The sequence below is a fragment of the Micromonospora sp. DT178 genome (assembly GCF_049841695.1).
Lineage (GTDB): Bacteria > Actinomycetota > Actinomycetes > Mycobacteriales > Micromonosporaceae > Micromonospora.
The window spans coordinates 27,521-53,437 of record NZ_JBNCKV010000013.1; the positions used below are offsets into that span (position 1 = coordinate 27,521).

The 25,917-nt window shown below is 72.7% G+C and carries 16 protein-coding genes and 1 pseudogene; 2 read left to right on the forward strand and 15 right to left on the reverse strand.

Going from position 1 to position 25,917, the window contains the following annotated elements; all coding sequences use genetic code 11:
• The 13 genes and pseudogenes from ACLQ22_RS22315 to ACLQ22_RS22375 form a co-directional block, all read right to left on the reverse strand.
• Nucleotides 1-1,647: pseudogene (locus ACLQ22_RS22315) on the reverse strand (hypothetical protein); the annotation flags it as partial.
• Between the two features lie 2 nt (nt 1,648-1,649).
• Complete coding sequence (locus tag ACLQ22_RS22320; protein WP_425694026.1) at nt 1,650-2,021, reverse strand: hypothetical protein; 372 nt, start codon at nt 2,019-2,021, stop codon at nt 1,650-1,652.
• A gap of 290 nt (nt 2,022-2,311) precedes the next feature.
• A complete protein-coding gene (locus ACLQ22_RS22325) occupies nt 2,312-2,599 on the reverse strand; it encodes a WXG100 family type VII secretion target (RefSeq protein WP_425694027.1) in 288 nt (95 codons plus the stop codon).
• A 70-nt stretch (nt 2,600-2,669) separates the two neighbouring features.
• Entirely contained in the window at nt 2,670-2,987 is a 318-nt protein-coding gene (locus tag ACLQ22_RS22330; RefSeq protein ID WP_425694028.1) for a hypothetical protein, read from the reverse strand.
• 117 nt (nt 2,988-3,104) lie between these two features.
• The gene (eccB, locus tag ACLQ22_RS22335; protein ID WP_425694029.1) at nt 3,105-4,436 is read right to left on the reverse strand and encodes a type VII secretion protein EccB; all 1,332 of its coding nucleotides are present in this window, start codon (nt 4,434-4,436) and stop codon (nt 3,105-3,107) included.
• A gap of 1 nt (nt 4,437) precedes the next feature.
• Nucleotides 4,438-5,817, reverse strand: coding sequence for a type VII secretion integral membrane protein EccD (eccD, locus tag ACLQ22_RS22340; RefSeq protein WP_425694030.1), 1,380 nt, complete (start codon nt 5,815-5,817; stop codon nt 4,438-4,440).
• Nucleotides 5,814-7,919 (reverse strand): hypothetical protein, encoded by a 2,106-nt coding sequence (locus ACLQ22_RS22345; protein WP_425694031.1) that lies wholly within the window; start codon nt 7,917-7,919, stop codon nt 5,814-5,816. Before ACLQ22_RS22345 ends, eccD begins: the two co-directional genes overlap by 4 nt.
• Nucleotides 7,916-11,887: a type VII secretion protein EccCa gene (eccCa, locus tag ACLQ22_RS22350; protein WP_425694032.1), complete on the reverse strand. Its 3,972-nt coding sequence runs from the start codon at nt 11,885-11,887 to the stop codon at nt 7,916-7,918. The genes ACLQ22_RS22345 and eccCa overlap by 4 nt, the downstream gene beginning before the upstream one ends.
• A 117-nt stretch (nt 11,888-12,004) precedes the next feature.
• Nucleotides 12,005-12,514, reverse strand: coding sequence for a hypothetical protein (locus tag ACLQ22_RS22355; RefSeq protein ID WP_425694033.1), 510 nt, complete (start codon nt 12,512-12,514; stop codon nt 12,005-12,007).
• Between the two features lie 30 nt (nt 12,515-12,544).
• The gene (locus ACLQ22_RS22360; protein ID WP_425694034.1) at nt 12,545-16,012 is read right to left on the reverse strand and encodes an AAA family ATPase; all 3,468 of its coding nucleotides are present in this window, start codon (nt 16,010-16,012) and stop codon (nt 12,545-12,547) included.
• A 115-nt stretch (nt 16,013-16,127) separates the two neighbouring features.
• Nucleotides 16,128-17,969, reverse strand: coding sequence for a hypothetical protein (locus tag ACLQ22_RS22365; RefSeq protein WP_425694035.1), 1,842 nt, complete (start codon nt 17,967-17,969; stop codon nt 16,128-16,130).
• Nucleotides 17,966-19,228, reverse strand: coding sequence for a hypothetical protein (locus tag ACLQ22_RS22370; RefSeq protein WP_425694036.1), 1,263 nt, complete (start codon nt 19,226-19,228; stop codon nt 17,966-17,968). Before ACLQ22_RS22370 ends, ACLQ22_RS22365 begins: the two co-directional genes overlap by 4 nt.
• A gap of 84 nt (nt 19,229-19,312) precedes the next feature.
• Complete coding sequence (locus tag ACLQ22_RS22375) at nt 19,313-20,731, reverse strand: glycosyltransferase family 2 protein (RefSeq protein WP_425694037.1); 1,419 nt, start codon at nt 20,729-20,731, stop codon at nt 19,313-19,315.
• A gap of 321 nt (nt 20,732-21,052) precedes the next feature.
• Between ACLQ22_RS22375 and ACLQ22_RS22380 the strand changes: the two genes are divergently transcribed.
• Nucleotides 21,053-21,601, forward strand: a complete 549-nt coding sequence (locus ACLQ22_RS22380; RefSeq protein WP_425694038.1) for a sigma-70 family RNA polymerase sigma factor — start codon at nt 21,053-21,055, stop codon at nt 21,599-21,601.
• A gap of 86 nt (nt 21,602-21,687) precedes the next feature.
• The gene (locus ACLQ22_RS22385; protein ID WP_425694039.1) at nt 21,688-22,782 is read left to right on the forward strand and encodes a sensor histidine kinase; all 1,095 of its coding nucleotides are present in this window, start codon (nt 21,688-21,690) and stop codon (nt 22,780-22,782) included.
• 50 nt (nt 22,783-22,832) lie between these two features.
• On the opposite strand, the gene ACLQ22_RS22390 is transcribed toward ACLQ22_RS22385, so the two are convergent.
• On the reverse strand, nt 22,833-25,187 hold the full coding sequence (locus ACLQ22_RS22390; RefSeq protein ID WP_425694040.1) for a hypothetical protein: 2,355 nt from the start codon (nt 25,185-25,187) through the stop codon (nt 22,833-22,835).
• A gap of 4 nt (nt 25,188-25,191) precedes the next feature.
• Complete coding sequence (locus tag ACLQ22_RS22395; RefSeq protein ID WP_425694041.1) at nt 25,192-25,845, reverse strand: response regulator; 654 nt, start codon at nt 25,843-25,845, stop codon at nt 25,192-25,194.
• Between the last annotated feature and the right edge of the window lie 72 nt (nt 25,846-25,917).

A 25,917-nucleotide genomic window follows, 5' to 3' on the forward strand; every position in this document is an offset into this window, starting at 1 on the left:
GCCGGCAAAGGAAGCACCCAAGCCATTGGCGAACGGATTACCCGCACCACCACCGGCGCCCGAATTGGGCATCAGGCCGGCGGGAAGGCCGCTGCCGGCACCACCACCACCACCAAACGGATTACCCGCGCCACCGCCGGCAAAGGAAGCACCCAAGCCATTGGCGAACGGATTACCCGCACCACCACCGGCGCCCGAATTGGGCATCAGGCTGGTGGGGAAGAAAGCACCGGCACCGGCACCGTTGGCGAACGGATTACCCAAGCCGCCGCCATTGGGGAACGGGTTGCCGAAGTTCGCTCCCACGTTCGCGAAGGGATTGCCCACGTTCGCGAACGGATTGCCCATGTTCGGGTAGGGGTTGCCCATGTTCGGGAACGGATTGCCCATGTTCGCGAACGGGTTGCCCCAGTTGGCGAACGGGTTGCCCCAGTTGGCGAAGGGGTTACCCATGTTCCCGAACGGGTTGTTGGGGAACGCGCCGTTGGGCATGCCCACGTCGTTGGGCATCGGATTCGGTGGTACCGGCTTCGGGTCGGTGATGCTCATCGGGTTGCGCGCGTCGGCGAACACCGACACCAGCTTCTTCGCCGCGAGCACCGCCGGCTCGAAGGTCTTGAGGGCGTTGTCGGCCCACATCTGGCGCAGGTGCTGGTCCAGCTTGTTCCACTCGGGGATGCTGAAGGCGTCGAACGAGTGGTACTTCACCCACGCGGGCGGCGTCCACATGACGGTACCCGCGTCCGAGCCACCGAACTTGGTTCCCTGGCGGTCGTATCCTGCCTGGTCCCCGGTGTCGGCGTACTGCTGGCCCAGGTCCCAGGCGTTCGACTGGCCGTCGTGCAGGTCGCCGTACTGGAGGGTGCTCTCGTTGAACATCTGGGCGATGACCCGGTACGGGTGCTGCCAGATGCCGGCCGGGTGGATCGAGGACCACTTCTCGAAGGTGTCGGCCACCGCCGTGATGAAGTCCTTCATGGCCTGCTCGACCTGGGCCAGCGAGGTGTCCCACTGCTTGGCCTGGGGCATGATGTCGGCGAGGTACTTGTTCGCCTCCTGCACCCGGTGCCGCCAGGCCGATTCGGCAGAGCCCTTGAAGTCGGGGCTCTTGGCGTTCACCGACTTGACCTGGTCGGTCAACTCGCTCGAGATCCCCAGCGCGTGGGTGGTGAGGTTGGCCAGGATCTCGCGGACCGACCCGATCGAGTTCGGGTCGAACGCGGTGTTCGGCCCGGCCACCTTGGGCAGGTCGGCGATCATCCGTTCCCACGCGTTGCCGAGCGCGACGACCGGGTTGCCGTCGGGGTTGGTCGAGTTCCCCGGGTCGGTGGTGTTGCGCTCCTGCTTCTGGGTGTCGTCCCTGCTGGTCACGCCCACCCACACCGTCACCCGGGTGATGTGCTTCGTCGCCCCGCTCTGCTTCCACCGGTAGAAGGTGACCGCGTCCTTGTTGTACTCCGGCATCCACCCGCCGGGGGTGAGTTTCTTGAGCGTGCTCGTCTGGGTGATCAACCAGTAACCGGGACCCTTGATGGTCCGCGGTCGGAAGCTGTCGTTGATGGAAGCCTTGTCCCCGCCCTCTCCACCGCCGAGCACCAGCCCCAGAATGCTCGCCAGGGCATCCTCGAACGTCGCGGTGTTCGCCATGACTAACCCCCGGTTTTGGGCATGAAGTACTCGAACTGCTCGGCGCTCAGCGTGCTCGCCTGTTCGGTGGCGTCGGAGTCGGCGAGCAGGAACTTGATGCCGTGCTCCAGGTTGTTGATCTCGCCCCGCGCGCCCTTGAAGCGCGCCGCAATGCCCGCCCGGACGACGTCGATCGCTCCGGTCAGATCCTCCGCCTCGGTGAAGCCCTTCCCGCCGAGGCGCAGCTTGAACGGCTTCGTGATGTCGACGGTGGAATCCGGCAGGGAGCCGTACGGGTAGACCTTGCCGTACATCAGATCGATCTCGTCGACCTGCTTGGTGTAGGTGCCATGCAGCTTCCGCAGGTAGCTCTCGTTGATGACGATGTTCTTCATCGTGTGTTCCTCTCGAGTGAAGACGGGTCAGCGGGACTCGGCTGTCCTCAACCGACGAAAGCCGAAGTCCGGGCGAGTCCGTGGACAGCGGTGGGCCAGACGCACTGGTCCACCCGGCGGTGCGGTGGACCAGTGCGTCTGACCCGGTATCGGCTCGGCAGGACTGCCGTCCCGACCTCGTGCGGCGTCAGGTTCGGCTGGTTGCTGCCATCAGGCAGGTGATCCGTCGCGTCGGTTCCGGTGGACCGGCATCACCTGCACTGGTCCAGGACACCGGCGCCAGCGGTCTCCTAAGTGAAGATAGCCGCGCCACGGTTGTCGCCCAGAACATAGTTCTGGGTGATTTCCACAAGGCGCACCTGCCCCATTGCCAGGGCAGCTTTCATTTCCTGCTGACCCTGGTTCCACAGCTGCTGAGCGGCCTTGTAGGCTTCGGGCGCCTGGCCGTTGTTGGCTGCGGCGAACCGCGTTACGTGGGCCTGGAGATTTTCCAGCGATGCGTCGAGTTCGCGGGTCTCCCTGGTCATGGTGTCGGCGACCGCATGTACCGCAGCGGGATTGATGTTGTAGTTGGCCATCCTCGGCCTCCTTAACGTTCGTCGGTCCGGGTTTTGTCGGCCCGGGTTTCGCGGGTGGGACGCTCAGCGGTCAGGCTGTGGCCCAGCCGCCGGCCCGCATGGCGTTGTCGTCTTCGGTCGTGGTGGTCAGTTGCGAGTACTGCTGCATGTTCTGGTTGAGCATGTTCAGGCCCTGCTGGACCTTCTGGAAGCCGGCCAGCCAGTTGTTGACGGCCTGCTGGAACTTCGGCCCGGCCATGTCGCTCGACCACGAGGCGGCCAGCGCCTGGCTTGCGGCCACGACGTTCATGTGGCTGTTCCTGGCCTCGCTCTGGGCCTGAGCGAAGGCCATGACCATGCCGGAGATGGTCGCTTGATCGGCGACGATCCCGTTGTTGGGGGTTGGCATGACTCTCCTTGTTTGTCATCCGACGCTGTCGTCGGAAGGTGTGTGTTGTGGCGCGTCTACCGCATCCGCCCGGTGGGCCGGGCCGCGACGGCGGGACGTTCGGGTACTTCCGCGGCCTCACCTCCCTTCCGGCCGGACCAGTGCCGGCCCGGGGGGCAGCATGGCGACCAGCGCGGTGGGCATGACCACCGCCTGGTCGAGTGAGTAGCCCAGGGTGGTGACGTCGCCGCCCATGATCGGGTAGGCGATCCCCCGCTCGTTGACCAGCAGACCCTGCTGCCGCCACCGGTCGGTCTCGGCGTTCGCCGGGGGCATCAGCAGCGCTCCCCCGCCCGACGGCACCCGCACCGTCACGGTGGTCTTCCCACCGCTGCCGCCGGCCGGCATGCCGGTCCCGCTGGCCAGGACGACGGTGGGTTTCTCGTCGGCCTGCCCGGCGTACTCCACGCAGACCACGGCGTCCTCGGGCATGGACGGTGGTGCCGGCGGGGTGGCCGGCAGCGTGGTCAGCGGGCGCACCGGGCTGCGCTGGCCGGCGGCGACCAGATCGGCCGCGGTGATGGCGGTCTCCCGGGCCGCGCCCGGCGTGGCCCGCTGCAGCCGGTACTCGGTCTCGGTCAGCGGGGCCAGCCCGTCGGCGGTCATCAGGTAGTGGCCGACCGTGCCGTTGCCCATGTCCACGGCGAACAGCTGGCCGATCGACGTCGGCCGGCCGGCCACCCTCGGCCCGGCGCCGCCGGCCCGGGCCACCTTCGGCGGGCCGACCGTGCCGTCCAGCGGGATCGACTCCAGCCATGCGGTCGCCACCGGTACCGGAGCGAGCAGCCCCAGCCCCAGCACGTCGGCCATCCACGGCTGGGGAAGGAGCAGCCGCCGCCCGCCCCACAGCAGGTAGGTCTTGCCGCCCGCGGTGACCGGCAGCGCCTGCCCGTCACCGAGCGGGCCGGGGGCCGCCGGCACGTCGACGTCCAGGACGATCGGGCCGGTGTCCCGGCTGCAGGCCCGCCACACGCCCTGGTTGACCCGGTTGGCCGCCGGCAGCACCTGCGGCCCGGCCGGGACACCCACCGCCGGGCCCTGCGGCACCTTGGCGAGCTTGGACGAGGACACGGTGACCGGGGTGAGTCGCCCGCCGGCCAGCAGGGTGGCCGTCGCCACGTCGTTGACCAGGCGCAGTCGGCCGTCGACCAGCACGTACCGCGCCCCGGTCGAGGCGTCCACCACCAGCATCCGCGGCTGCTGCCAACTGGTCGAGCCCGATCCCGGCATCAGCGCCCAGATCGCCACCCCGCCCAGCAGCAGGATCCCGAGCACCAGACCGACGATCGTGCCGGTGCGGTCCCGGCGGGTCGGTGACTCGGCGGTCTCCGGCTCGGCCCGCACCAGCGCACCGGTCACCCGGGTCATCATGTACCGCTGAGCGTCCACCTGGTCACGACGCGACGACATGTCAACCCACCCGCGCCCGGACCACGTCGATCAGGCCGGTGATGACCACGACGGTCGGCCCCAGGGCGGCGACCATCGCGGTGTGCGCCAGGTCGCCCATCCGGCCCCAGATCGGGTTGAACCGCCGGCCGACCGGGATCCGCGCGGCCACCCCGCACGCCACCGCCAGGAGCAGGCAGCAGCCGACGGCCAGTTGGGCGGCGAGCGGATTCCGGTCCGTGGGCGCGGTCAGGCACCAGGTCGCGATGGCGACCAACGCCGGGCCGGCCAGCGCCACCCGGTGCCAGATGCTCGTCATCGGGCGGGTGACCAGGATCTGCGCGACGGCGGTCAGCCAGGCGGCCAGCGGTGCGGCCCAGCCGGGCGCCGCCGCCAGCCACACCATCGCGGCCCCGGAGACCAGTCCGAGCGCCGCGTACAGGGCGGTCATGAACTGGTCGGCGGCGGCGGCCCGGGTGAGCACCTCAGCGGACGGTTCCGGGTCGATGTCCTTCTGCAGGTCCGCCGGTTCGACGGGCATCTCCGGCAGGGCGAACCCGGCGAGCTTGAAGGCGGCCGACGGTACCGCCGGGCGCAGCGCCGTGGTGACGACGACCGTGATCGCGGCGATCGTGGTCCAGTCCAGCGTGGCCCTGGTGTGCAGTGCGAGCGCGGCGACGGCCAGCAGCCAGGCCGCCAGCAGGCCGACGGTGACCTGCCGCCAGCCGGTGCGCGGGAAGACGAACGCGGCCACCAGCAACGCGGCGACGGTGCCGGCGGTGGCACCCAAGAAGATCAACCGGGGTACGGAGGCACCGGCGACCGCCTCCAGCGCGGCGACCACCGTACCGACCACACAGGCGGCCCCCAGGACTCCGGCGGTGGCCCGGTCGGCCAGCTTGCGCACCACCGCGAAGCCCGCGACGAAGCACATCCCCGCCATGGCCGCGAGCAGCGCCGGGTTCCGGGACGCGGCCGGCCACATCCGCGCGGCGGCCAGCCAGGCGGTCAGCCAGGCGGCCAACAGCAGCAGGGCGGTGACCCGCGTGGTCTGCGGACGCCACAGCCCGGACCGCTTGCGGATGCCGGCCGACACGCCGTCGACCAGGTCGTCGTAGGCCAGCGGCGGGATCTGGTCGGTACGCGGGCGTAGGTGCACGACCTCGCCGTCGAGCAGGTCGAGATCGCCGACGGTGCGCGACTCGTCGAAGGCCGGTCCACCCAGCCGCTGCACGATCCAGCCGCTGTGCTCCAGCCCACGATCGGCGAGGTCCGGGCCCAGGGCGCTCAGCAGGGCCGGCATCATGTCGGCCAACGGGATGTGGGTGGGCAGACTCACGTCGACCTGGCTGGTCGGTCCAACGACCAGCAGTCGGCAGAGTTCCCCGCGCTCGGCGCTCATATCCCGAACACGTGTGCACGGTCACGGGAGTTCACAAGTTTTTCGTCCGCCCCGATTGCTACCTGCTGGGCGGCGGGCAGCAGCCGGGCCGGGGTCGTGCGCTCGCCCAGGAACCAGTACTCCCGCCCGGCGGTGGCCTCCGGTCCGGCTTCGCCAGCGTCGCCGGAGCGGGCGGAACCGAACCAGGTGGCCGGTGTCGCGGTGCGGTCCAGCAGCGCCTCCGCCTCGGGTGGCAGCACGACCGTGTCGAGGGTCCGGTCCTGGTTGCGTCGCCGGTCGGTGACCGACGTGACCGGGCCGAGGTCGGTGGAGAGGTGCCCGAACGCGAGCAGCAACGCGGTCCACGCGGTGTCCGGCTCGGGCAGCCCGCGTACCAACGGAGCGACCGCGGTGAGGCACAGGTCCCCGGAGCGTGACAGGTGCTGCCAGCGCAGCAGGTCCACGCAGGCGACCAGGGTCGGCAGCGGGTCCGGGTCAGGGCAGGCGACCGGCGGTTGGCCGTCGACCGGCGGCAGCCAGCTCAGCTCGCTGTGCCCGCGTACCGCCGGCGCCGGCTTGACCAGGTCGGCCGCGCCGATGCCCAGCCGGGCCAGTAGCCAGTGGTGCACCCGCCCGGTACGCATGGCGGTGACCGCCCAGGTCCAGGAGGCCGGCTCCCCCCGCCACCCGGACGCCCCCGCGACCGGCGGGTCGGACCCGGCCCCCGAATCCGACGGGGGCGGCGGATCCGAGCCGGCCGGCACGTCCGACCCGGCCGGCTGGGGGGTGTCGGCGGCGTACAGGTCGCGCGGGTCGCGCAGGTAGTTGTACCGCGCGCCCTCCAGCCACAACGCCAGCGCGGGATGCCCCGCCGGGGCCAGGACGACATCGTTGAGGACGATCTCGTCGGTGAGCGCGTGCAGCGTGAACCCGTGTGTCGACGCGGCGACCCGGTCGAACAGCTCCGGCAACCGGGCCGGTCCGTCGGCCTCCGGCTGCCCGTGCCACCGGCCACGGAACAGCCGGTACCCACCGCCCTCGGCCCGCTGGTCCGGCGGATTGCCGGCACCCTGACCCTCCGGGCTGTCGGCCGGCTCGTCCGGCGGGAGCGCGGCGTCGGAGAGGAAGTGCAGGTCACCGTCGGCGTACAGGCCGCCGAACCGGTGCACCACCTCGACCCGGAGGTGGTCGCTGGCCGCCGCAAAGCCCTGCGGCAGCCCCCGGCCCAGCTCCAGGGCGTACGGGCTGTGCAGGGTCATCGGCGCGTTCGCGTGGAACAGCTCGGCCACGCTCACCAGGTGGATGCCGTGGGTGTTCGCCCAGGTCAGCAGCGCGCGTACCGGGGCCAGTGGATCGGGTCGGCCGGCCGGGGCGGGCGGAGTGGCGCGGGCCGCGTCGAAGCGGGCCCGTGGGATGTCCGTCCACAGCACGAAGTCGACCTGACCGGCGTAGCTGTCGGCCGCCGCGCCGTAGTTGGTCCAGAAGCCGTTCGACGCGGGCAGCGGCCGGCCGAGCCAGATGCCGTGCACGACGTGCGGGATGGCGGTGGTGTCGGGAAGCGGTGGCGTGTGCTCCGGTTGGCCCCAGAGCCGGGCGGCCCCGTCGCGCCGGAACGTGCTGACCCGGCCGGCGTCGGCAGCGAGGGCCGCGGGCTCCAGGTCGGCGGCGCTGGGGGCCGGACGCGTCATGCTCACCCGCCGCAACAGCGGCGCGACCAAGTGCGGGGCGAGCCGGCGTACGTCGGTGCCAGCGAGGAACTCCGGTGCTGGCGACAGCCGGCGGGAGCCGAAGACGTCGCCGCCGATCCAGCGGCGCGCCAGGTTCTCCTCGGCCGCCCAGGTGTACAGGGCGGGGTAGGTCATCCGGCGCAGCCAGTCCAGCAGCCCGGTGTCGCAGGGCCAGGCGGTCGGCGCGGCGGACGGTCCGGGCAGGCAGGCCAGGGCCCGCAGCCGCCGGGCCAGTTCCTCGGCCGCCGCGTACCGCGCAGCGGGCCCGACCGGCCCGGCCGCAGCGCAGGCCGCAGCGTGTCCGGCGGGCTCGACCGGCCCGGCCGCCGCAACCGGCTCGGCGGTGCGGGCCGGTGGGACGGAGGTACGGCGCGGGCGGGTGGCGGTGCGGGTCATTGGCCGGCTCCGGTGGGCACGGGCGCGGGTACCAGTGCCGTCTGGATCAGCCGGCTGCCGCGCCGGGTGCACAGCAGCGCCCGACCCGGGGGCAGCGGACGCGGCCTGGTGTTACCCAGCAGCGGGCCTTCCGTCGGCGGGCAGGACAGCGCCACGTCCGGGGTGTTCAGTTCCTGGATGCGCCGCAGCAGCGGGTCCATCGACAGCCGCATCGCCCCGGCCGCGGCCCGCGCGACGACCACGTGCAGACCAATGTCGCCGCCCTGGGGCAGCAACGGGGTCAGGTGGGCCAACGGGTTGTCGGGCCCGGCGAGCAGTTCGTAGTCGTCGACCAGGACGTACAGTTCGGGGCCGGACCACCAGTCGCGGGCGCGTAGCTGCTCCGGGGTGATGTCGGGGCCGGGAACCCGTGCCCTGAGGCCGGCCAGCGCCTCGGCGGCGGTGTCCCGGGTGCTGTCCGCCGAGACCGAGTAGCCGAGCCGGTACGCGGCCGGTACGTCGTCGAAGAGCTGCCGCCGGTAGTCGACGGCCATGATGCGCGCCTGGGCCGGGGTGTGGCTGGCGACGATCGCGTGGACGATGAGACGCAGCAGGTTCGTCTTGCCGCTCTCGGTGTCCCCCAGCACGGTCAGGTGCGGCATCGCCCGGAAGTCGTGCCACACCGGCGCGAGCTGGTCCTCGTCCACACCGAGCGCGATGCGGGTGTCCTGCGGTGCCGGCAGCTCGGCCATCGGCAGCGAGGCCGGCAGGGTGCGTACCGCGGCGGCGCGTTCCCCGGCCCAGTTGTCCGCCACCGCGGACACCAGGTGCTCGGTGCCCGCGGCGAGCCCGTCGGCCGACTGGACGCCGTCGATGCGCGGCAGCGCGCCGAGGAAGTGCAGCTTCGCGTCGGTCAGCCCGTGCCCCGGCCGGCGGGGCACCTGGGCCGCCGCGCGCAGGTCGATCCCGGACTCCACCGGGTCGCCCAGGCGCAGTTCGAGGCGGGTCCCGATCTTGTCGCGCATCGACATGTGCAGCTCCGACCAGCGGCCCATGGTGATCATCACGTGGACCCCGTAGTTCAGGCCACGGGCCGCGACGTCCCGGGCCATCTCCTCGGCCGGCTCGAACTCCTGGCGCAGCACGAACCACCCGTCCACGACCAGGAACACGTCGCCGAACCGGTCCTCCGGGATGCGACCGTCGGCCTGCGCCTGCCGGTAGGCGTCCCGGCCGTGGATGCCCAGATCCGCGCAGCGCCGTTCCCGCTCGACGAGGATCGAGCGGACCTCGGCCACCGTGCGACCCACCCGCTCCGGTTCGTGCCGACCGGCGACCCCGCCGATGTGGGGCAGGCCGGTCAGCCCGGCCAGCGAACCGCCGCCGAAGTCGAGGCAGTAGAACTGCACCTGTCGCGGCGAGTGGGTCAGGGCCAGCCCGCACACCAGCGACCGCAGCAGCGTGCTCTTGCCGCTCTGCGGTCCGCCGGCCACGCCCACGTGCCCGCCGACCCCGGCCAGGTCCACCACGAGCAGATCGCGCATCTGCTCGAACGGCTTGTCGATGAGACCGACCGGCACCCGCAGGTACCCCTGCTGGCCGGCGTCGATCGGACGCAGCCCGTGCTCGGGGTCGGGCAGCAGCGGCGGCAGCACGTCGTCCAGGGTCGGCGCGTCCTCCAGCGGCGACATCCACACCTGGTGCGCCGGCGGACCCTGGTCGACCAGCCGGTCCACCAGCGCGTGCAGCACCGTGCTGCCGGTGTCGGTCGACTCGTCCGGTGCCGGGTCCGAGGGCGGGCGCGGCGCGGGGACGGCGGGCGCGGCGGCCCCGGCGGTGAACGCGACCACCTGGCTGGCGATCACCTCGCGGCGCAGCCCGGTGCTGCGCACCCGGTGCGGGCCGGACACGTACGCGGCCCGGAACCGGGTGATGCTGGTGACACTGGAGCGGAGGTATCCGTTGCCCGGATCGCCCGGCAGCTCGTACGCGTCTGGTACGCCGATGACGGCCCGCGACTCCATCGCGGAGAAGGTACGCAGCCCGATGCGGTACGACAGGTGGCCCTCGAGCTGGTGGATGCGCCCGTCCTCCAGGCGCTGCGAGGCCAGCAGCAGGTGCACCGCGAGTGAACGGCCGAGCCGGCCGATCATCACGAACAGCTGGATGAACTCGGGGTTGGCCGCGATCAGCTCGCTGAACTCGTCCACCACCACGAACAGGGTGGGCAGCGGGTCGAGTTCGGCGCCCTGGGCGCGGGCCTTCTCGTAGTCGCGCGCCGAGGTGAAGTTGCCGGCGCTGCGCAGCAGTTCCTGCCGGCGTACCAGTTCCCCCTGGAGGGTGGTCTGCATCCGGTCGACAAGCGCGGCCTCGTCGGCCAGGTTGGTGATGAGCGCGGAGACGTGCGGCAGCCGGTCCAGCCCGACGAAGGTGGCGCCGCCCTTGAAGTCCACCAGCACGAAGTTGAGGGTCTCCGAGGAGTGCGTGGCCGCCAGGGCCAGGACCAGGGTGCGCAGCAACTCGCTCTTACCCGACCCGGTGGCGCCGATGAGCATGCCGTGCGGCCCCATCCCGCCCTCGGCGGACTCCTTGATGTCCAGCTCGATCGGGGAGCCGTCGGCGGCCACCCCGATGGGCACCCGCAGCCGGTCGGCGGGCGAGCGTGCCTCCCACCGGGCACGCGGGTCGAAGGTGTCCAGATCGGGGATGTCCAGCAGGTCCGGCAGGTCGAGGACGGCGCTGAGCCCGCTGGCCGGCTGCTCGCCGGTGACCTTGGTGGCGTGCCGGGCCATGATCCGGGCCAGCGTCCGCAGCCGGGGCAGGTCCAGGTGGTCGGGTGCGGCGAGCCGGGTACGCACCTCCCGGCCCACGTGATCCTTCTCGATCATGTCCACGTCGGTCGCGGACACCTCCAGGTTGAGCACGTTCTCCCCGTCGGCGGTGCCACGGCCGTCGAAGTCGACGAGGACGGCGTTGCGGTACCCGGAGACGGTCAGCCGGGCGCCCGGCGGGATGACGCCGCCGTCGCAGACCACCACGACGAACGGTTCCTCGCGGGAGGGCTGGGCGTCGTCGTCGTACCGGGAACGGCCCGCGAACTCCGCGCCCAGCAGCCGCTCCACCTCCTCCAGCGTGGGGCCGAACAGGCGTACCGGCCCGGCCACGTCGACGTCGGTGGCGTGCTTGGCGTGCGGCAGCCACTTGGCCCACTCCCACTGCTCGGCCTGCTCGGCGCCGACGCAGAGGGCCAGCCGCAGCTCGTCCGGGGCGTGGAAGGTGGCCAACTGGGCGAGCATGGCGCGCACCATGCCCCGCGCCACATCCCGGTCGCCACTGATCCGCACGTGCGCGAAGCCGGGCAGGCACAGCGCGACGGGCTGGTCGGGCACGGTCGTGTAGGCCTTGATGAACCGGCGCAACGCCTTGGCGCACACCGGTTCCAGGTCCTCCACCGGCTTGGTGTCCAGCGGGGTCATCCGCACCGCGAGCCGCTGGGCGCCGGTACCGACCCGGATCTCGCCGAAGTCCGGATGCGTCGGTCGGCGCTCCCACAGCCGGCTGGTCATCGCCAGCGACCACAGCGACTCCGGGTCGGGGTGCCGCCAGGCCAGCGCGTCCCGCTGTTCCGCCGCGTACTGGCGGACCTGCGCCCTGGTCTGGGACAGGTAGCGGAAGTAGTCACGCCGGTCGCCGTTGATCTGCTGCTTGCGGTTGCCGCCGGTCATCGTCATCTGGAACACGGCCATGGCCAGCATGCCGCCGCCCATCATGACCAGCATGACCATGCCCATCGGGCCTCTGAGCGAGTTGCTCATCATCATGAACATGAACCCGCCGGTCATCAGCAGGCTCGGCAGGACCATCCCGAGCGAGCGGAATCCGGCGGGCTGAACCTCCGGGACGACCGGCGGCTCCTGCAGGGTGATCTCGCCGTGCGGCAGCTCGGGTCCGTTGCGGCGGGCCGGCCGCCGGAAAGGTCTGGTGCTCACATCCACTACACGGCTGCGAGCCGGAAAGGGTTGACCGGTGCCGGGATCGGTACTTTCCGCACCGCGAGAATCAGGCGACGCCGTCTGCCGGGTGGGGCGAGCCGGGGCCCGCGGCGATCAGAACGACCGTCTCCGCAGGGGAGTTCCCGCCGACCGCGGCCGAACATATGACCGCAGCCGCTCCGGCGTCGCATCCGCGCCGTCCATCGTCGGGAGCACCGGCATGTCCGGCAGCCCGTACAGGTTGACGTCGACGGCAAAGGGCGCCCCGCCCACTCCCTCATCCGGAGCACCCGCCGACGCCGGCCGGGTGAGCAGCAGCTTCAGGTCGTCGTGTCCGCGGTCGCCGGTCCAGTACACGTCCTTCGTCGCGATCAACCGCTGGAATTCGTTGCCGCACCGGACGATGGCACCCGCCTCCACCGAGACGTTCGGCCGCCAGACACCGTCCCCGCGGTGGTGTTCGAACCGCAGCCTCCAGCGCCGCCCGCTCGCGGACGCCGACGTCCCGACCTCCAGTTCGAGGATCTTCTGGACGTCGCCGGAGAACACCAGCCGCTGCGCGTAGAGGGACTCCTTGCCCACCACCGTGATCCGCCACGTACCACTCATACTCACTGCCGGCATCTCCGGGCACCTTCTCTCGTCGCTACTGGGTCAGGCGGCCAGGGCTGCCCGTACGTCGGCCGCGTACAGCTGGCGCATGTCGTCGACTGTCGGTGCGGCCGCGCGGCGCAGCCGGTTGGCCTGCTTGGTGATGGTGCGTTCGAGCAGCTGGCGGGCGTACCGGCCGTTTCCGAAGGTCTCGTCCCGGGTCAGGCTGTCGAAGTGCTCCGACAGCACCGGGAGGCAGTCGTTGCTGAAGTCGAAGCCGCTGTCGCGGGCCAGCGTCTGCACGATGGACACCAGTTCCGAGGCGGTGTACGACTCGAACGGGACCTGCCGGCTGAACCGGGAGGCCAGGCCCACGTTGTTGGCCAGGAACCGGCGCATGTCCCCGGTGTACCCGGCCGCGATCACCACGATGTCGTCCCGGTGGTCCTCCATCAGCTTCACCAGCGTGTCGATGGCTTCTCGGCCGAAGTCGTTGCCCTGGCCGGCCAGCGCGTACGCCTCGTCGATGAACAGCACCCCGCCGCGCGCCCGGTTGAACACGTCGGTGGTCTTGACGGCGGTGTGCCCGACGTACTCACCGACCAGGTCGGCCCGGCTGACCTCGACGAGCTGCCCGGTGCGCAGCACACCCATCGCGTTGAGCAGCTGCCCGTACAGTCGGGCCACGCTGGTCTTGCCGGTGCCGGGCGCCCCGGCGAAGACCAGGTGCCGGGAGATCGTCGGAGTGGGCAGGCCGGCCCGGGTCCGGGCCTCGGTCGAGGCGATCAGGTCGATGACGTCGGTCACCTCGCGCTTGACCGCGTCCAGGCCGACCATCGCGTTCAGCTTGCCGAGCAGGTCCTGGACGGCCTGCGCCACGCCGGCCGCCGCCGACGGCGCGGCCGCCTGGTCGCCCAGGTCCTCCGGCAGCAGCCGGGCCAGTTCGAGGTCCGGGGCCTGCGGGTTGTTCGACAGCCGGTACGCCTGACGCCCCAGCATGTCCTCGAAGACCTGGCGCGCCACGCGGGCGTTGCCGAAGGTCTCGTTGCGAGGCATGTCGCTGAAGTGGCGTACCAGGGCCTGCCGCGTCTCGTACTCCAGCGCGTAGTGGTGGGCGCGGCAGAGCCGCTCGACGATCTCGGCGAGTTCGTCGTCCGAGTAGCTGTCGAACTGGATGGTACGGGCGAAACGGGACTCCAGACCCGGGTTGGCGGCCAGGAAGGTACGCATGTTCGGGGTGTAGCCAGCGACCACCACGACCACCTCGTCCCGGTGGTCCTCCATCAGCTTGACCAGGGTGTCGATGGCCTCCCGGCCGAAGTCGTGGCCGCCGCCCCCGCCGGTCGAGAGCGTGTACGCCTCGTCGATGAACAGCACCCCGCCCAGGGCCTCCTCGAACCGGGCCGTGGTCTTCACCGCGGTGCCGCCGACGTGCTCGGCGACCAGGTCGCTGCGGGACACCTCGACCAGTTGCCCGCTGGAGAGCACCCCGAGGGTGGCCAGGATCCGGGCGAAGATGCGGGCCACGGTGGTCTTACCGGTGCCGGGCGGCCCGGCGAAGACCAGGTGCCGGGACATGGGCGGTACGTGCAGCCCGGCCTCCCGGCGACGCTTGGCAATCTGGTTGAGCCCGACCAGGGTGGCCACCTCGTGTTTGACGCCGGCCAGGCCGACCAGTCCGTCCAGTTCGCGCAGCAGCGCGGCCACCGGCCCGTCCGGTTCCCCACCACCACCCGTCGCGCCGCCACTCGGCGGCCCGTCACCGGAACCGGGACCGCCGCCGGCGGGCACCGCCGGAGCGGATGACCCGACGTCGGACGGCGCGAGGCCCGACGGGCGGGCACCGGTCAGCTTCCCGGGCGGGGTGACGTCCGACCCGATTCCTCCGGTCGGGGCGGGAGCGGACTTCGGGGCGTCGGCCCCCGGTGCGTCCGGCCGCCCGGCCCCGGGCGGCGGGAGAGAGATCGGGCGTCCGTTGTGGCCGGTGTCCACTCCTGACAACTCGACCGCGGCGGTCGGGCTCGGCGCGTCCACGGCGACGCCGCCGTTGCCACGCACCACCCCGCCGTGGAGCCGCACCGGTGCGTCGGTCTCCACCACGACACCCGGCCCCTGGTTGCCCACGATCTCGCAGTCCGTGGCGGTAACGGTGCTGCCGGCGCCGGCCCGGATCCCCGGGCCGCGACTGCCGCTGATCCGGCTGCGGGACAGGATGGCCGCGCTGGGGCCGCCGGTCCGCACGCCCGCCCCACCCGACTCCTCCACGGCCATCGAGGACAGGGTGGGCCGGGCGTTCCCGGCCACCTCCACGCCGACCCGGCAGCCGGTGATCCGGGAGTTGGACAGCACGGTGGTCGCGCTGTCGGCGAGCTTCGCCCCGGCGGTCCGCGCCCCGGTGACCTGGCCGTTGGAGAACCGGCCGGCTCCGCCGGTCGCGTGCAGGCCGTACCGGACGCCCTCGATGATCAGGCCGTGCAGGTGCGGGTCGGCTTCCTGCTCGATCGCCACGCCGATGGGAACGTCGTGGACCCCGACCCCGTCCAGCCGCGCCTTCGACCGGCCGGTCAGGAACACGCCCGCGTCCGCGCAGTCCGCCACCGTACCCCCGGTGAGGTGCGGCGTCGCCGTGCCGTTGACCACCACCCCGGCCGCGCCGCAGTCACGCACCTCGCAGTTGGTCAGCTGCGGCGCGGAGGTGTCCCGGCAGTCGAGGCCGTGGCCCCGGGCCCGGGTGACGCGCGTGTCGGAGAGCGCGGGTGCCGCCTGCCCCATGGTCACCACGGCGTGCACCCGGGCGTCCCGGATCTCGCAGCGCTCCAGCACCGGGGTCGCCCGGTCGCTGACGAGCAGCCCGACCTCGCCGCCGGACACCGTGGTCCCGACCAGGTACGGCCGGGCGGCCTGCTGCGCGACGACGGCGTACTGGCCGACCTCGTCAATGCGGCAGTCCTCCAGGCGCGGGGCGCTGGCACCCACGGCCAGGAGCGCCGCCTCCGCGATCCCGGTGAACGTGCAGTCCCGGAACACCGGGGCGCTCGATCCGGCCGTCATGATCGCGCACTTGGCGATGCCGCTCATCCGTACGCGGGTGTACTCGCCCGCGCCGGCCTCGTGGACCACGCCGGCCCCACCGGAGTTGCCGATCGCGCCGCCGCGCATCTCCACGGTGCCCCCGCGCACGTGGATCGCGGCCGCCGCCGTGGCGTCGACGGTGCACGCCTCCAGACGGACCCGGCCGGCCGCCACCTGGAGCAGCGGCATCCGTTCGTCGCCGCCACGAATGACGATGTCCTGGATCAGGATCTCGCCCCCGGCGGCCAGGATGGCCCCGCCCGGGGGCACCTCGATGGTGACGGTGCCCGGTCCGTCCTCGGCGACCAGGACGACGTTCCGACGGAACAGCGGCGCCTCGCGGTACACGCCAGGGCGTACCGCGACGGTGTCGCCGGGCGCCGCCGACTCCAGTGCCCGGGAGATGTCGGTGAGGCATCCGGTGTCCCTGGCCGACACCGACAGCACACTGGTGGTCACGGGATCGCTCCTTGCTGACTGTCGCCGCCGGGGGTGTTGCCGGCGTGGGGCGGGCCGGGCCGGGCCGGGCCGCCGGGGTCGGACCGGAGGAAGCCGGGGATCGTCTCCTCGTACATCACGCGCCGCCCGGTCCGGATTCGAGCGCGAATGGGCGGTCGCCGGCCGCGAAGCCGAGCGGCCACGGCAGCGGCGCGGGCGCCGCGCGTTGCGGCTGGGCGGCGAGCGCGTCGCGCAGCTTGCCGGCCACCCGCTCGTCGAGTGCGCCGTCGCGGTGCCCGGAGACGACCTCCCGCAGCAGTACGTACGGCGCGCCGTCCGGCCCCTCGTCGACGCCGAGCACCGCGAAGCGGGAACCGGCGGCGAACATGGCCCGCCCGGCGCGGACACCAGGCCCGTCGGCGATACCCAGTTGGTCCAGCCGCCGCGCGGTGGCCGACCAGATCGCGTACCGGCCCGCGTCGCCCTCGGTGCCACCGTGGCACGACACCGTGGTGAACGCCGGCTCCACCACCAGGTCCCCGGCCCGGTACCGGCCGACGTCCAGTCCGGCGGGTACCGCGGCGAAGACGGGTCCCCCGACGGCCGGCAGTTGCTCCAGACCGGCGCGGGCGCACCGGGCCAGCAACTGGACGTCCTCGTCGGGCGTGCCTCCACCGCGCAACGCGTCGTTGACCCGCTCGCCCACCCCGTCGAGCAGAGCCAGCACCGTGACCAGCCCGGCCATCACGTCGTGCGCGCCGACCGCACTGCGCAGCCCCGGGTGCAGCGACAGCGCCCGGGCCACCGTCCGGGAGTGGGCCTGGAACTTCCAGCCCAGCACGGTACGCAGCCGCTCCCGGTCCGCTTCGTCGGTGCGGGCCCGTACCCCGAACCACGCCGCGCCCCGGTTGGCGGGTGGCACCGGCGGCGGATCGCCGCCCGCGCCGTTCGCCGGGGCGTCGGTGCTCTCCGGGCCGGTCGTCGGAGCGTCCATGGCTTCCGGCGTGGCCGCAGTCAGGGTGGCCGCAGCCGGCACGGATGCCGTCAGGGTGGCCGCAGTCGGGACGGACACGGTCGGGCTGGCGGCATCCGGGTCGGCGATCAGCGGCCGGCAGGTGTCCAGCTCCAGCCGGGGCACGTCGAATTCCGTCAGCACCATGCGCTGGAGGCTGAGGTCGGGCCGGGGCAGCTCGATCACCGGAAGCGCCAGGCTGTGCACCTCGAACGCCGCTTCCACCGGCGAAGGCAGCTCGGGTCCGGATTCCGGTGCCGCAGCGGGTGACGTGGCCTCTGCCGGGTCGGCGGGCGACGGGGCGGTTCCCGGATCGGGGGTCGCGGGGGACGGCACCGGGGACGGCGGCTGGTGGTTGCGGCCGGGCACCCGGCCGGTCGGGGTGGGACGGACGCGTACCGGTCCCAGCGGGGGCAGCACGTTGCCCGCCGGCTCCGGTTCGTCCCCGCCGCCCGGACGCCAGCACCAGAACAGCCCGTTCGCGGAGGCGCGCCCGAAGGTGAAGCGGATCCCGGAGTCCGAGGCGTAGACCGGTGCCCCCAGGTCGGCCGCGAGCTGGTGCAGCACCGGTCCGACCCCGTCGGCCGACGCGGACCGCTGGGTGACCAGCAGCACCGGCCGGCCCCGCCAGCGGGGGCAGTGCCAGATCGCCCGGGCCAGGTCGGCGGCGGCCACCGGCCGGCCGTCCAGCCGGAAGCCGGACCGGCCGGCCTCGACCGCGAGCGCGAACCAGCCCGCCGGGCCGGGGGTGACCGATCCCGGTGCCTCCCAAGGCCCCGGACCGAGCACCGGCACCCGCGCACCGGCGTCCGGCAGGATGCGCGCCACGGCGGCGCCCACCGCCTGCGACGCCTGACGCAGGTACCGCGCCACGTGCTTCCCGACCGGTTCGCCCTGGGCCGGCTGCGACACCTTCCAGGACGACGGCAGGGGTGCCCGCTGCCGCAGGGCGAGCATTTCGGTCACGGCGACACCGGCCGGAGCGTACCGGCGTCCGGCCTTGCCTCGGGTGCCACGTCCGGCAGCTCCGGGTGGGTCGGCGCCAGGCCGTCGGGCGACGGGATGTCGGACGAGGGGGCGTCGGCCGGTGTCACCGGGGCGTCGTCGGCACCGGACGGCGACCAGACGACCGCCTCGGGGTCCGGTCGGCACAGGTGCACCAGGGCACGGTGCACGGAGATCTCGTCCAGGGGCTCGACGGGCTCGTCCCCGGTCAGGTGCGCGACCAGCTGCGGGTCCGGCGCCAGGCCGTAGTGTTCCAGGTAGTAGCCGACCGCCTCGCTCCACAGCCAGGTCCCGTCGGTACGCAGGTGCATCGGCACCACGTCGCCGCGGTCCGGGGCCAGGATGTCGGGCATCTCGGCGCTGCTCCACGCGATGACCACCCCTCCGCGCAGTGCGTCGAGCAGGTCGTCGCGTTCGGTGGCATCGGAGACCACCGGCCGGTTGGTGGCGAACCAGGGGCCGCGCACCGGATCGACGCCGTCGAAGAGCCGGGCGGTGGCCACCGGCGCGGCCGGCCGCGCCGCCCACAGCAGGGATCCGGACGAGCGGGCCAGGGTCTGGTAGTACGGCGAGTGCAGCCCGGCCCAGCAGACCTCGACCTGGGCCTCGTCGTCCCCGGCCTCGACCATGACCTGTCGTAGCTGGGCGCTGATGGCGGGAAGGGAGTCCGAGGTGCCGTCCACGCTGACCACGACCACCCGTACCGGGTCCTGCCAGGGGCGGGCGGTGGACGGCATCCGCCACGCCCGCCACACCGCGCGTACCGTCGGGATCGCCTTCGCCGCGGCCAGCACCGCCCGGTCGATCGGGTCGAGAAGGTCGACCGGGTCGGCGGTGCGGTCCTGCGGAAGCACCATCAACGCCAGGTCTTCCTGGGTGGTCGGCAGGTCGGACAGGAACTGCCACGGTGCCGGCGGACGCTCCCCGCGCAGCTCCTCCAGCGCCAGACCGAGGTCGATGTCCCCGCCGCTGAGTGCCAGTTCCTCGCGCAGCGCCGCGATCTCGTCGGCGTCGAGTTGCAGCGGCTGGGAGACCGCCTCGAAGGCGACCGCCTGTACGACGTCCAGCCGCCGGCCGGCGGCCAGCGCGTCCCGCGCGTCGGTCAGCACCCGGTCCGGCAGCGAGCCGGCCAACCGCAGCAGCAACGCGTGCATCGACTCGTCACGTTCGCCGTCACGTGTCACCTCCGGTGCCACGTCCAGGTCCGTGTCCACGGTCACCACCCTCCTTCGCCGTGTCCAGGGTTCATCTGTGGCACGCCCCGAGCGCCAGCAGGGTTCACGCCTGCCACGGCCCGGATTCGCCTACTTGTGCCGCCACCACGACTCGGTGCTGGTCCGGTCGTCCTTACGGAACTCCGTACAGACCTGGCGGCCGTGCACGATCATCCCCGCGTACCAGGTGCGGGCCACGTAGTTGAACGGCCCCATGTCGAGCGGGCCGACCTCCCGGGCGTTGGTGACACAGAACTCGAACAGGTCCCGGCAGAACTCCAGCACCGTCTCCCGCCGGCCGCCGACGATCCCGGCGTTGAGCAGCTGGACACCCCGGTTGTCGGACAGGAACTGCAACAGTCTGGCGCTGCCACCGTGCTGGTACACCATCCACGGGATGCACAGCGGCGCCGGCTCGTCGCCCACGTACAGCCGGTCCTCCATCTCCGGGAAAGGATCGCGCAGCATCTCCACGTCGGTGCCGTCGACGCACCACACCTGCTCGATCTCAGGGTGCTCACGCAGGTACCGCCACCAGCACAGCCAGCGGTGGAAGTACGGCGAGCCGCCTTCCCCGCCCGGTGTCACCCGCACGTGCGTGACCAGGTCGGTGTCCGGCTCGTCGTCGAAACAGTCGTGCAGCACCACCAACCGCTGCCCGTGCCGCTCGACGGAGCGGCGCAACTCGGCCAGGTCGGCGTAGTTCGGTGTCCAGGCAACACCGCGCTGCGGGTCGGGCTGTGCGGTGAGGTACGTGGTCAGCACCACGTTCCGCGTCGCCGCCGCACCGACCGGGACGGTACGGAACTCGCGGTACTCGGCCGAGGTGTAACTGGCCTCCGAGCGGGTCTTGAGGTTGCGCACCAGGTGGAAGCGCTCGATGTCGGACACGCTGGAACCGACCCTGGTGCGCTCGTCGCAACTGAAGATGAGGTCTTCGCTGCCGACCACGTCGGCGAACCGGAACGAGGTCAGGCCGGCGTTGTAGATCCGGTTGGAGAGGTCCAGGTGCTCGTACCCCCACCGGCCGTACCGGGTGTCGTACCCGCCCACCTGGTCCAGCACCCGCCGCTCGAGGTAGAGCATGCAGCCGCGGGGATGGGTGTACGCCCGGAGTTCCGCGTCCCGGTAGATCTCCGTCGCGTCGGTCAGCCGGCCACGCGGGGTGTCGGTGAACATGTACATCAGATGCGGTTCGGGACTCTCGATGTACGGCCGTTCCCAGCCGTCCACGAGCGGCCAGCAGTCGTCGTCGAACAGGAACAGGTGCGTACAGCCCCGCTCCACCAGCAGTTCCAGGCACTTGTTCTTGGCCCGGGCGATACCGACGTTGCTGTCGAAGCGGAACGTCGCCTCCTCCACCGGCTCGTCGCTGGCGTCGTCGACCACGACTATCGCGGCGCCGCTGGGCGCATACTTGCGGATCGCCTCCAGGGCGGTACGTAGCACGACGCTCCGGTTGTGCGTCGTGATGCCGATGCCCACCGCCGGGAAGTCCGTCTCCTGCATGCCCACCTCTTCGGTCGGGGGCGCCACGGCGCCGTCACTCGGGGGCCACCGCAGCCCGCCCGCGTTACCGGCCGTCGCGGCGGTGGCGGACGACCGTCGCCGCTCCGCCCGCGGGCGGCACGTGCGCGGTCGTCCACGTGGAGCACGGCCTCGCAGCGCCGTCGGGTTCACGGACCGACACACGAACCAGCGGCGGCGGGTGTGGGCCGCCGGTATCGGCGCAGGGCGTAGGGATAACCCTCTCCAGCCCGAGGGGTGGCACCCGCAGGAGCAGGGGCCGCACCATGTCGAGCGACCGGCCCTCGACGGCACTGTCAGGGCATGGCCGAACGGGTGCAGAGCAAGCGACACAGCAGCGCGCCGGAAAACGATTTCCGCCTGCGCGAACTGATGGATGCCTACCAGCAGCCGCTGCTGAGGTACGCGCAGCGGCTGACCGACGGCGACACCGGGCGCGCCGAGGACGTGGTGCAGGAGGCGTTCTTGCGGGCGTGGAGGCACCTGGACCAGCTCACCGCCGACCGCGGGTCGGTGCTGGGCTGGCTGCGCCGGGTGGTGCACAACCTGGTGATGGACGGGTACCGCATGAAGAAGGCCCGGCCGACCGAGGTGGACATCGACAACGCCGCCGAGGTGGCCACGGCGGACCCGATGGCCGTCGTAGTGGACTCCCTGCTGGTCGAGCAGGTGCTGCACGGGCTGTGGCCGGAGCACCGGGCCGCGCTGGTGGAGACGTACCTGAAAGGCCGGACCGCGGCCGAGATCAGCGCAACGCTCGGGGTACCGGTCGGCACGGTCAAGAGCCGGGTGTACTACGCGCTGCGGGCGGCCCGCAAGGCAACGGCCAACCACCTGCTCTGCGCCGCGTGAGCTCCTGGACGCGACCGTGGCGAGAGGCCGTCGCGGCTCACGAGCCGGGTCAGCCGGCCCGACCGGAGCCGCCTAGAGTGGCGGGCATGCGCCGCGCGACGCAGCGAGCCGACGGGCCGTCCCCGATGCCGGGCCCGCCGGACAACGTGACACGGGTGGTCGACGCGGTGCACGGCCTGCCGGGTCGGCCGCTGCCGGGAGTGCAGGCCGAAGCCCTGGCCCGAGCGCTGGGTGGGTGCCTGGAGGCCGCGAAGGTCACCATCGCGCTGTGGCTGCCCCCGCCGGCGGGCGACGACGCCGACACGGCGGCCGGACACACCGTGCAGGAGTACCAGTGGGCCGGTACCGGCGCCGATGCGGCGGTACCCGTGACCGGGGCGGCGCCGGTCCGAGTGTGCGACGGCGAGCAGGTTTTGGCCGACCTCCTGATCGAGCCGCCGGCGGCGGCCGAGCGGCTGCGCCGGTGGCCCGAGCTGCACGCGGTGACCGGCCTGCTGGTCAGCGACATCCAGGCCCAGCTGATCGCCGGCAGCGCCGAGAGGCTGATCGGTCAGAGCGCCCTGCTGCTGGCCGACGCCCGGCTGCGGGCCGCGGGCGAGATGGAGCGCCAGCGGTACCAACTGGAGCGCGACCTGCACGACGGCGCCCAGCACCACATGGTCGCGTTGCAGATGTCGCTGGCCATGGTGGAACACCAGCTGGACGCCGGTAACGCCGCCGAGGCGGGCCGGCACCTCGACCGGCTGCGGGAGCTGCTGGCCAGCACCGAGGAGGTGCTGCACACCACCGCGACCGGCCTGCTGGCACCGTTGGCCGACCACGGTCTGATGGCCGCGTTGGCGGCCCGGCTGGGCACGCTCGACACGGTCACCCTAGACGTCGACCCACGGCTGGCCGGCCATCGGTACCCGCCCGAGGTGGAGTCCGCCGTCTACCTGGCCTGCCTGGAAGCGGTCAGCAACGCGCACAAGCACGCCCCGGGCGCCGCGGTCACGCTGACGCTACGTACCTCCCCCGAGGGCCTGAGCTTCGAGGTGGCCGACACCGGGCCGGGCTTCGACACGGACGGGCGGATGCCGCTGCGCCAGCTCGCCGCCCGTTTGGCCTCGGTCGACGGCACGCTGACGGTACGGTCGAGCCCGACCACCGGTACCCGGGTCAACGGGTTCGTGGCGATCTGAGCCGTCCCGCCGGTACCGCCGGGCCGCCCTCCCGTGCTGCCTCGCGCCGGTCAGTCGGCGCCGGCGGTGAGCAGCCGCTCGCACGTCCGTACCAGCAGCGCGCACGCACTGCGCCCGGCCGGTCCCGAGTCCGGGGCCATGGACTGGGTCCGCCAGAACACCAGTGCCTGGGTCGCGGCCTGGGTCACCTGCCCCGAGCCGGCGTCGTCGGCCAGGCCGAGCCGGGACCGCGAGTCCGGACCGTGCGCGCCGAGCAGGCGCAGCGCCTCGTCGTGCCCGCGCGGCAGCCGGATCCGCCGGCCCTGCAACGCCTGCAACAGGTCCAGCTCGGCCACCTCGTACGCGCCCGCGACGGCCGCCTCCACCGCCCGGGCGAACTGATCGTCCAGCTGCCCCCCGGTCAGGCACGCCACCAGTGCGCGCAGCGCCCACCGGGCGGCCAGTACCCCCGACCAGGCGCGTACCCGGGTGTGCAGCGCCGCCTCGACCGCGGTACCGCCGCTCGGGGCCGCACTCCAGTCCACGATCGTGTCGCACATCGGCTCCAGCTGCTGCTGTGATCCGGCGGCGGTACCCTCGCGTAGTGCGCAGATCGCCACCGGCGAGAATCCGTCCCCGCCCGGCGACCGCAGGGCGGTCAGGAACTCCAACTCCGCCGCGCCGGCCGGCCCGGACAGCACCAGCACGACCGCGTCGGGGGGCCCGTCGGCAATACCCGACCAGGTGCGCAGCCTGGCCGCGAGTTCGGCGTCGACCCGGTCGCGGTGGTGCAGCAGCCGCAGCCCGCGCAGCGCGTCCACGGGTCCCTCGACCAGGATCCGGTCCACGCCGGCCGCTGCGCCCGGCCACGCGGCGCCGGACCAGTCGGGCAGCCGGACCGGACGCCACGGCGGTGCCCCGCGAGCCGGGTCCAGCGTGATCCGCGGGTACGGCTGGTACTGGTAACCGGTGGGCGGGACCACCCCGACCGGCGGCTCCCGTCGGGCGGTACCGGCCGGCCCGTACAGCACCGATACCAGCTCGGGTGCCGAGGCCCCGACCACCACCACCCGTGCCTGACCGTCCTGCCGGTCGACCGCGACCCGTGACGGCGGGCTTTCCGCAGGCGCCTCCGGGCCGGTCACGAGCAGGGTCAGCAGGCGGCGCGCGGAGACACCGACCAACAGCTCGGATGCGGCGGCGTTGGCCTCGCCCGGCTGCGGCCCGGCCGGCTCCGGCGCGGCGGTACGCGCGGGCTCCGGCCAGTCGCCGCCGAGCCGCTCCGGCAGCAGGATGTCCACCACGGTCGCCGCGCCCTGACCGGCCCGATCCACCCGCAGCCGGCCGCCCAGCGCCGCCAGCCGCCGGGAATCGTCCCGCAGCGCCGCTGCGACCCGGGCCGGCTCGGCGTCGGCCCGCTGCGCACGGATCGTCAGCACACCGTTGGACCGGCTCAGTTCCAGGTACACCGGCTGCTGGCCGCCGCTGGCGCCCAGCGCAGCCGCCGCGGACGCGCCGGCCTGGTACAGCCCGGACTCGACCTCCCAGCCCTGGCGCTGGCCCAGTTCGCCGCTGAAGACCACCGGTACCGGCAGCGTCGCGGTGACCTCCTCCAGCGCCGCGCGCACGCCGGTACTACGCAGGACCTGCGGGTACACCCCACGGACAACGGACCGGAACTGCTCGATCATCTCGCCCAGCCCGGCCCGGATGCCGCCGGCGATCGCCGTGGCCTGCGGTGAGCCGGCGCGCAGCGCCCGCTCCAGGTCCGCGGTGCGGTCCAGGATCGCCCGCAGCTGCCGGCCGGGCGTCGCGGTGACCGCGGTGGCGAGCCGGTCGCGCTCCACCGCCTGCACCGTGAGCAACTCCAGCTCGGTCGCGCTGACCCGGCGTACCGCCCGGTCGGCCCGGGCCCGCACGGCGGCGCACGCCGCGCGGTGGACAGCCTGGCGCAGCAGCAGGCCGACGCAGACCGCTGTCTCGCCCAGCGACGCCGCGGCGGCCAGCGGGTGCCGTGGATCCTCCGGGTGTGCCAGCACCAGCACCCCGTACCGGGTCCCGCCGTCGGTCACGTCCGCGGTCGCGACCACACCGGCCGCGCCCAGCAGCAGGTCCGGGTCGGCTACCGGGTTCGGCAGCGCGCCCCGCACCCAGCGCCCGGGCCGCCATGTGACCGCGGGTGTCCACGGTGGGGTGCTGGTACCGCGTGCCGTCTCTGAGGGCAGCCACAGCGCCGCGTAGCGCACCGCGTGGGCCTGGCCGAGCTCGCACAGCAGCGTACGCAGGATCGGCCGGTATCCGCCCAGCGGGTCCTGCGGCCCTGCCGGCGCGGGCAGCGCACCCGAGGACGCCAGCCGGGCCAGGATGGTGAACGGCCCGGCTGGTGGGGATGGATCCGCCAGCCAGCCGCCAGTGGTCCGGGGCACGGCCCTAGTCCGCCATCTGGTTCGAGCGCAGGTACGCGAGCACCGCCAGGACCCGCCGGTGGTGCGCTGCCGACTCAGCCGGCAGGTTCAGCTTGGCGAATATGCTCGCGATCCGCTTCTCGACCGTCTTGACCGACAGGAACAACTCCGTCGCGATCCCGGAATTCGAACGTCCCTCCGCCATGAGTCGCAGCACGGCGCGTTCCTGCTCGGTGAGATCGGCCAGCACACCACGTACCGGAGGACTCGGCCGGTCCACCAGGTTGGCGGCCAGTGCCGGCTCGATCACGATCTCACCGGCGGCGATGCGCACCAGCGTGTCGGCGAGCACGGTCACCCCGGCCACCTGGTCCTTGAGCCGGTACCCGATCCGCTCGGTGCCGATCTCCAGCAGCCGGAACAGGTAGTGCGCCTCGGCGTGCTGGGACAACAGCAGCAGCCCGACGTCGGGGTACCTCTCCCGTACGCGCTGGGCGGTCTCCAATCCGCCGTCCGCGCCTGGCGGCATCCGAATGTCCAGAATGGCCACGTCGACGGCGGTGCGGGCCAGTAACTCCAGCAGTCGGTCGCCGTCCTCCACGCAGCCAACCACTCCGTGCCCTGCGGCGGACAGCAGCAGTTGCAGCCCTTCGCGGAACAGCGCGCCGTCGTCGGCCACCGCAACGTCCATTGCTCGCCTCCCGATGTCAACACTGACGATCTTGTGACCCCGAATGCAGCGGCGTATCGT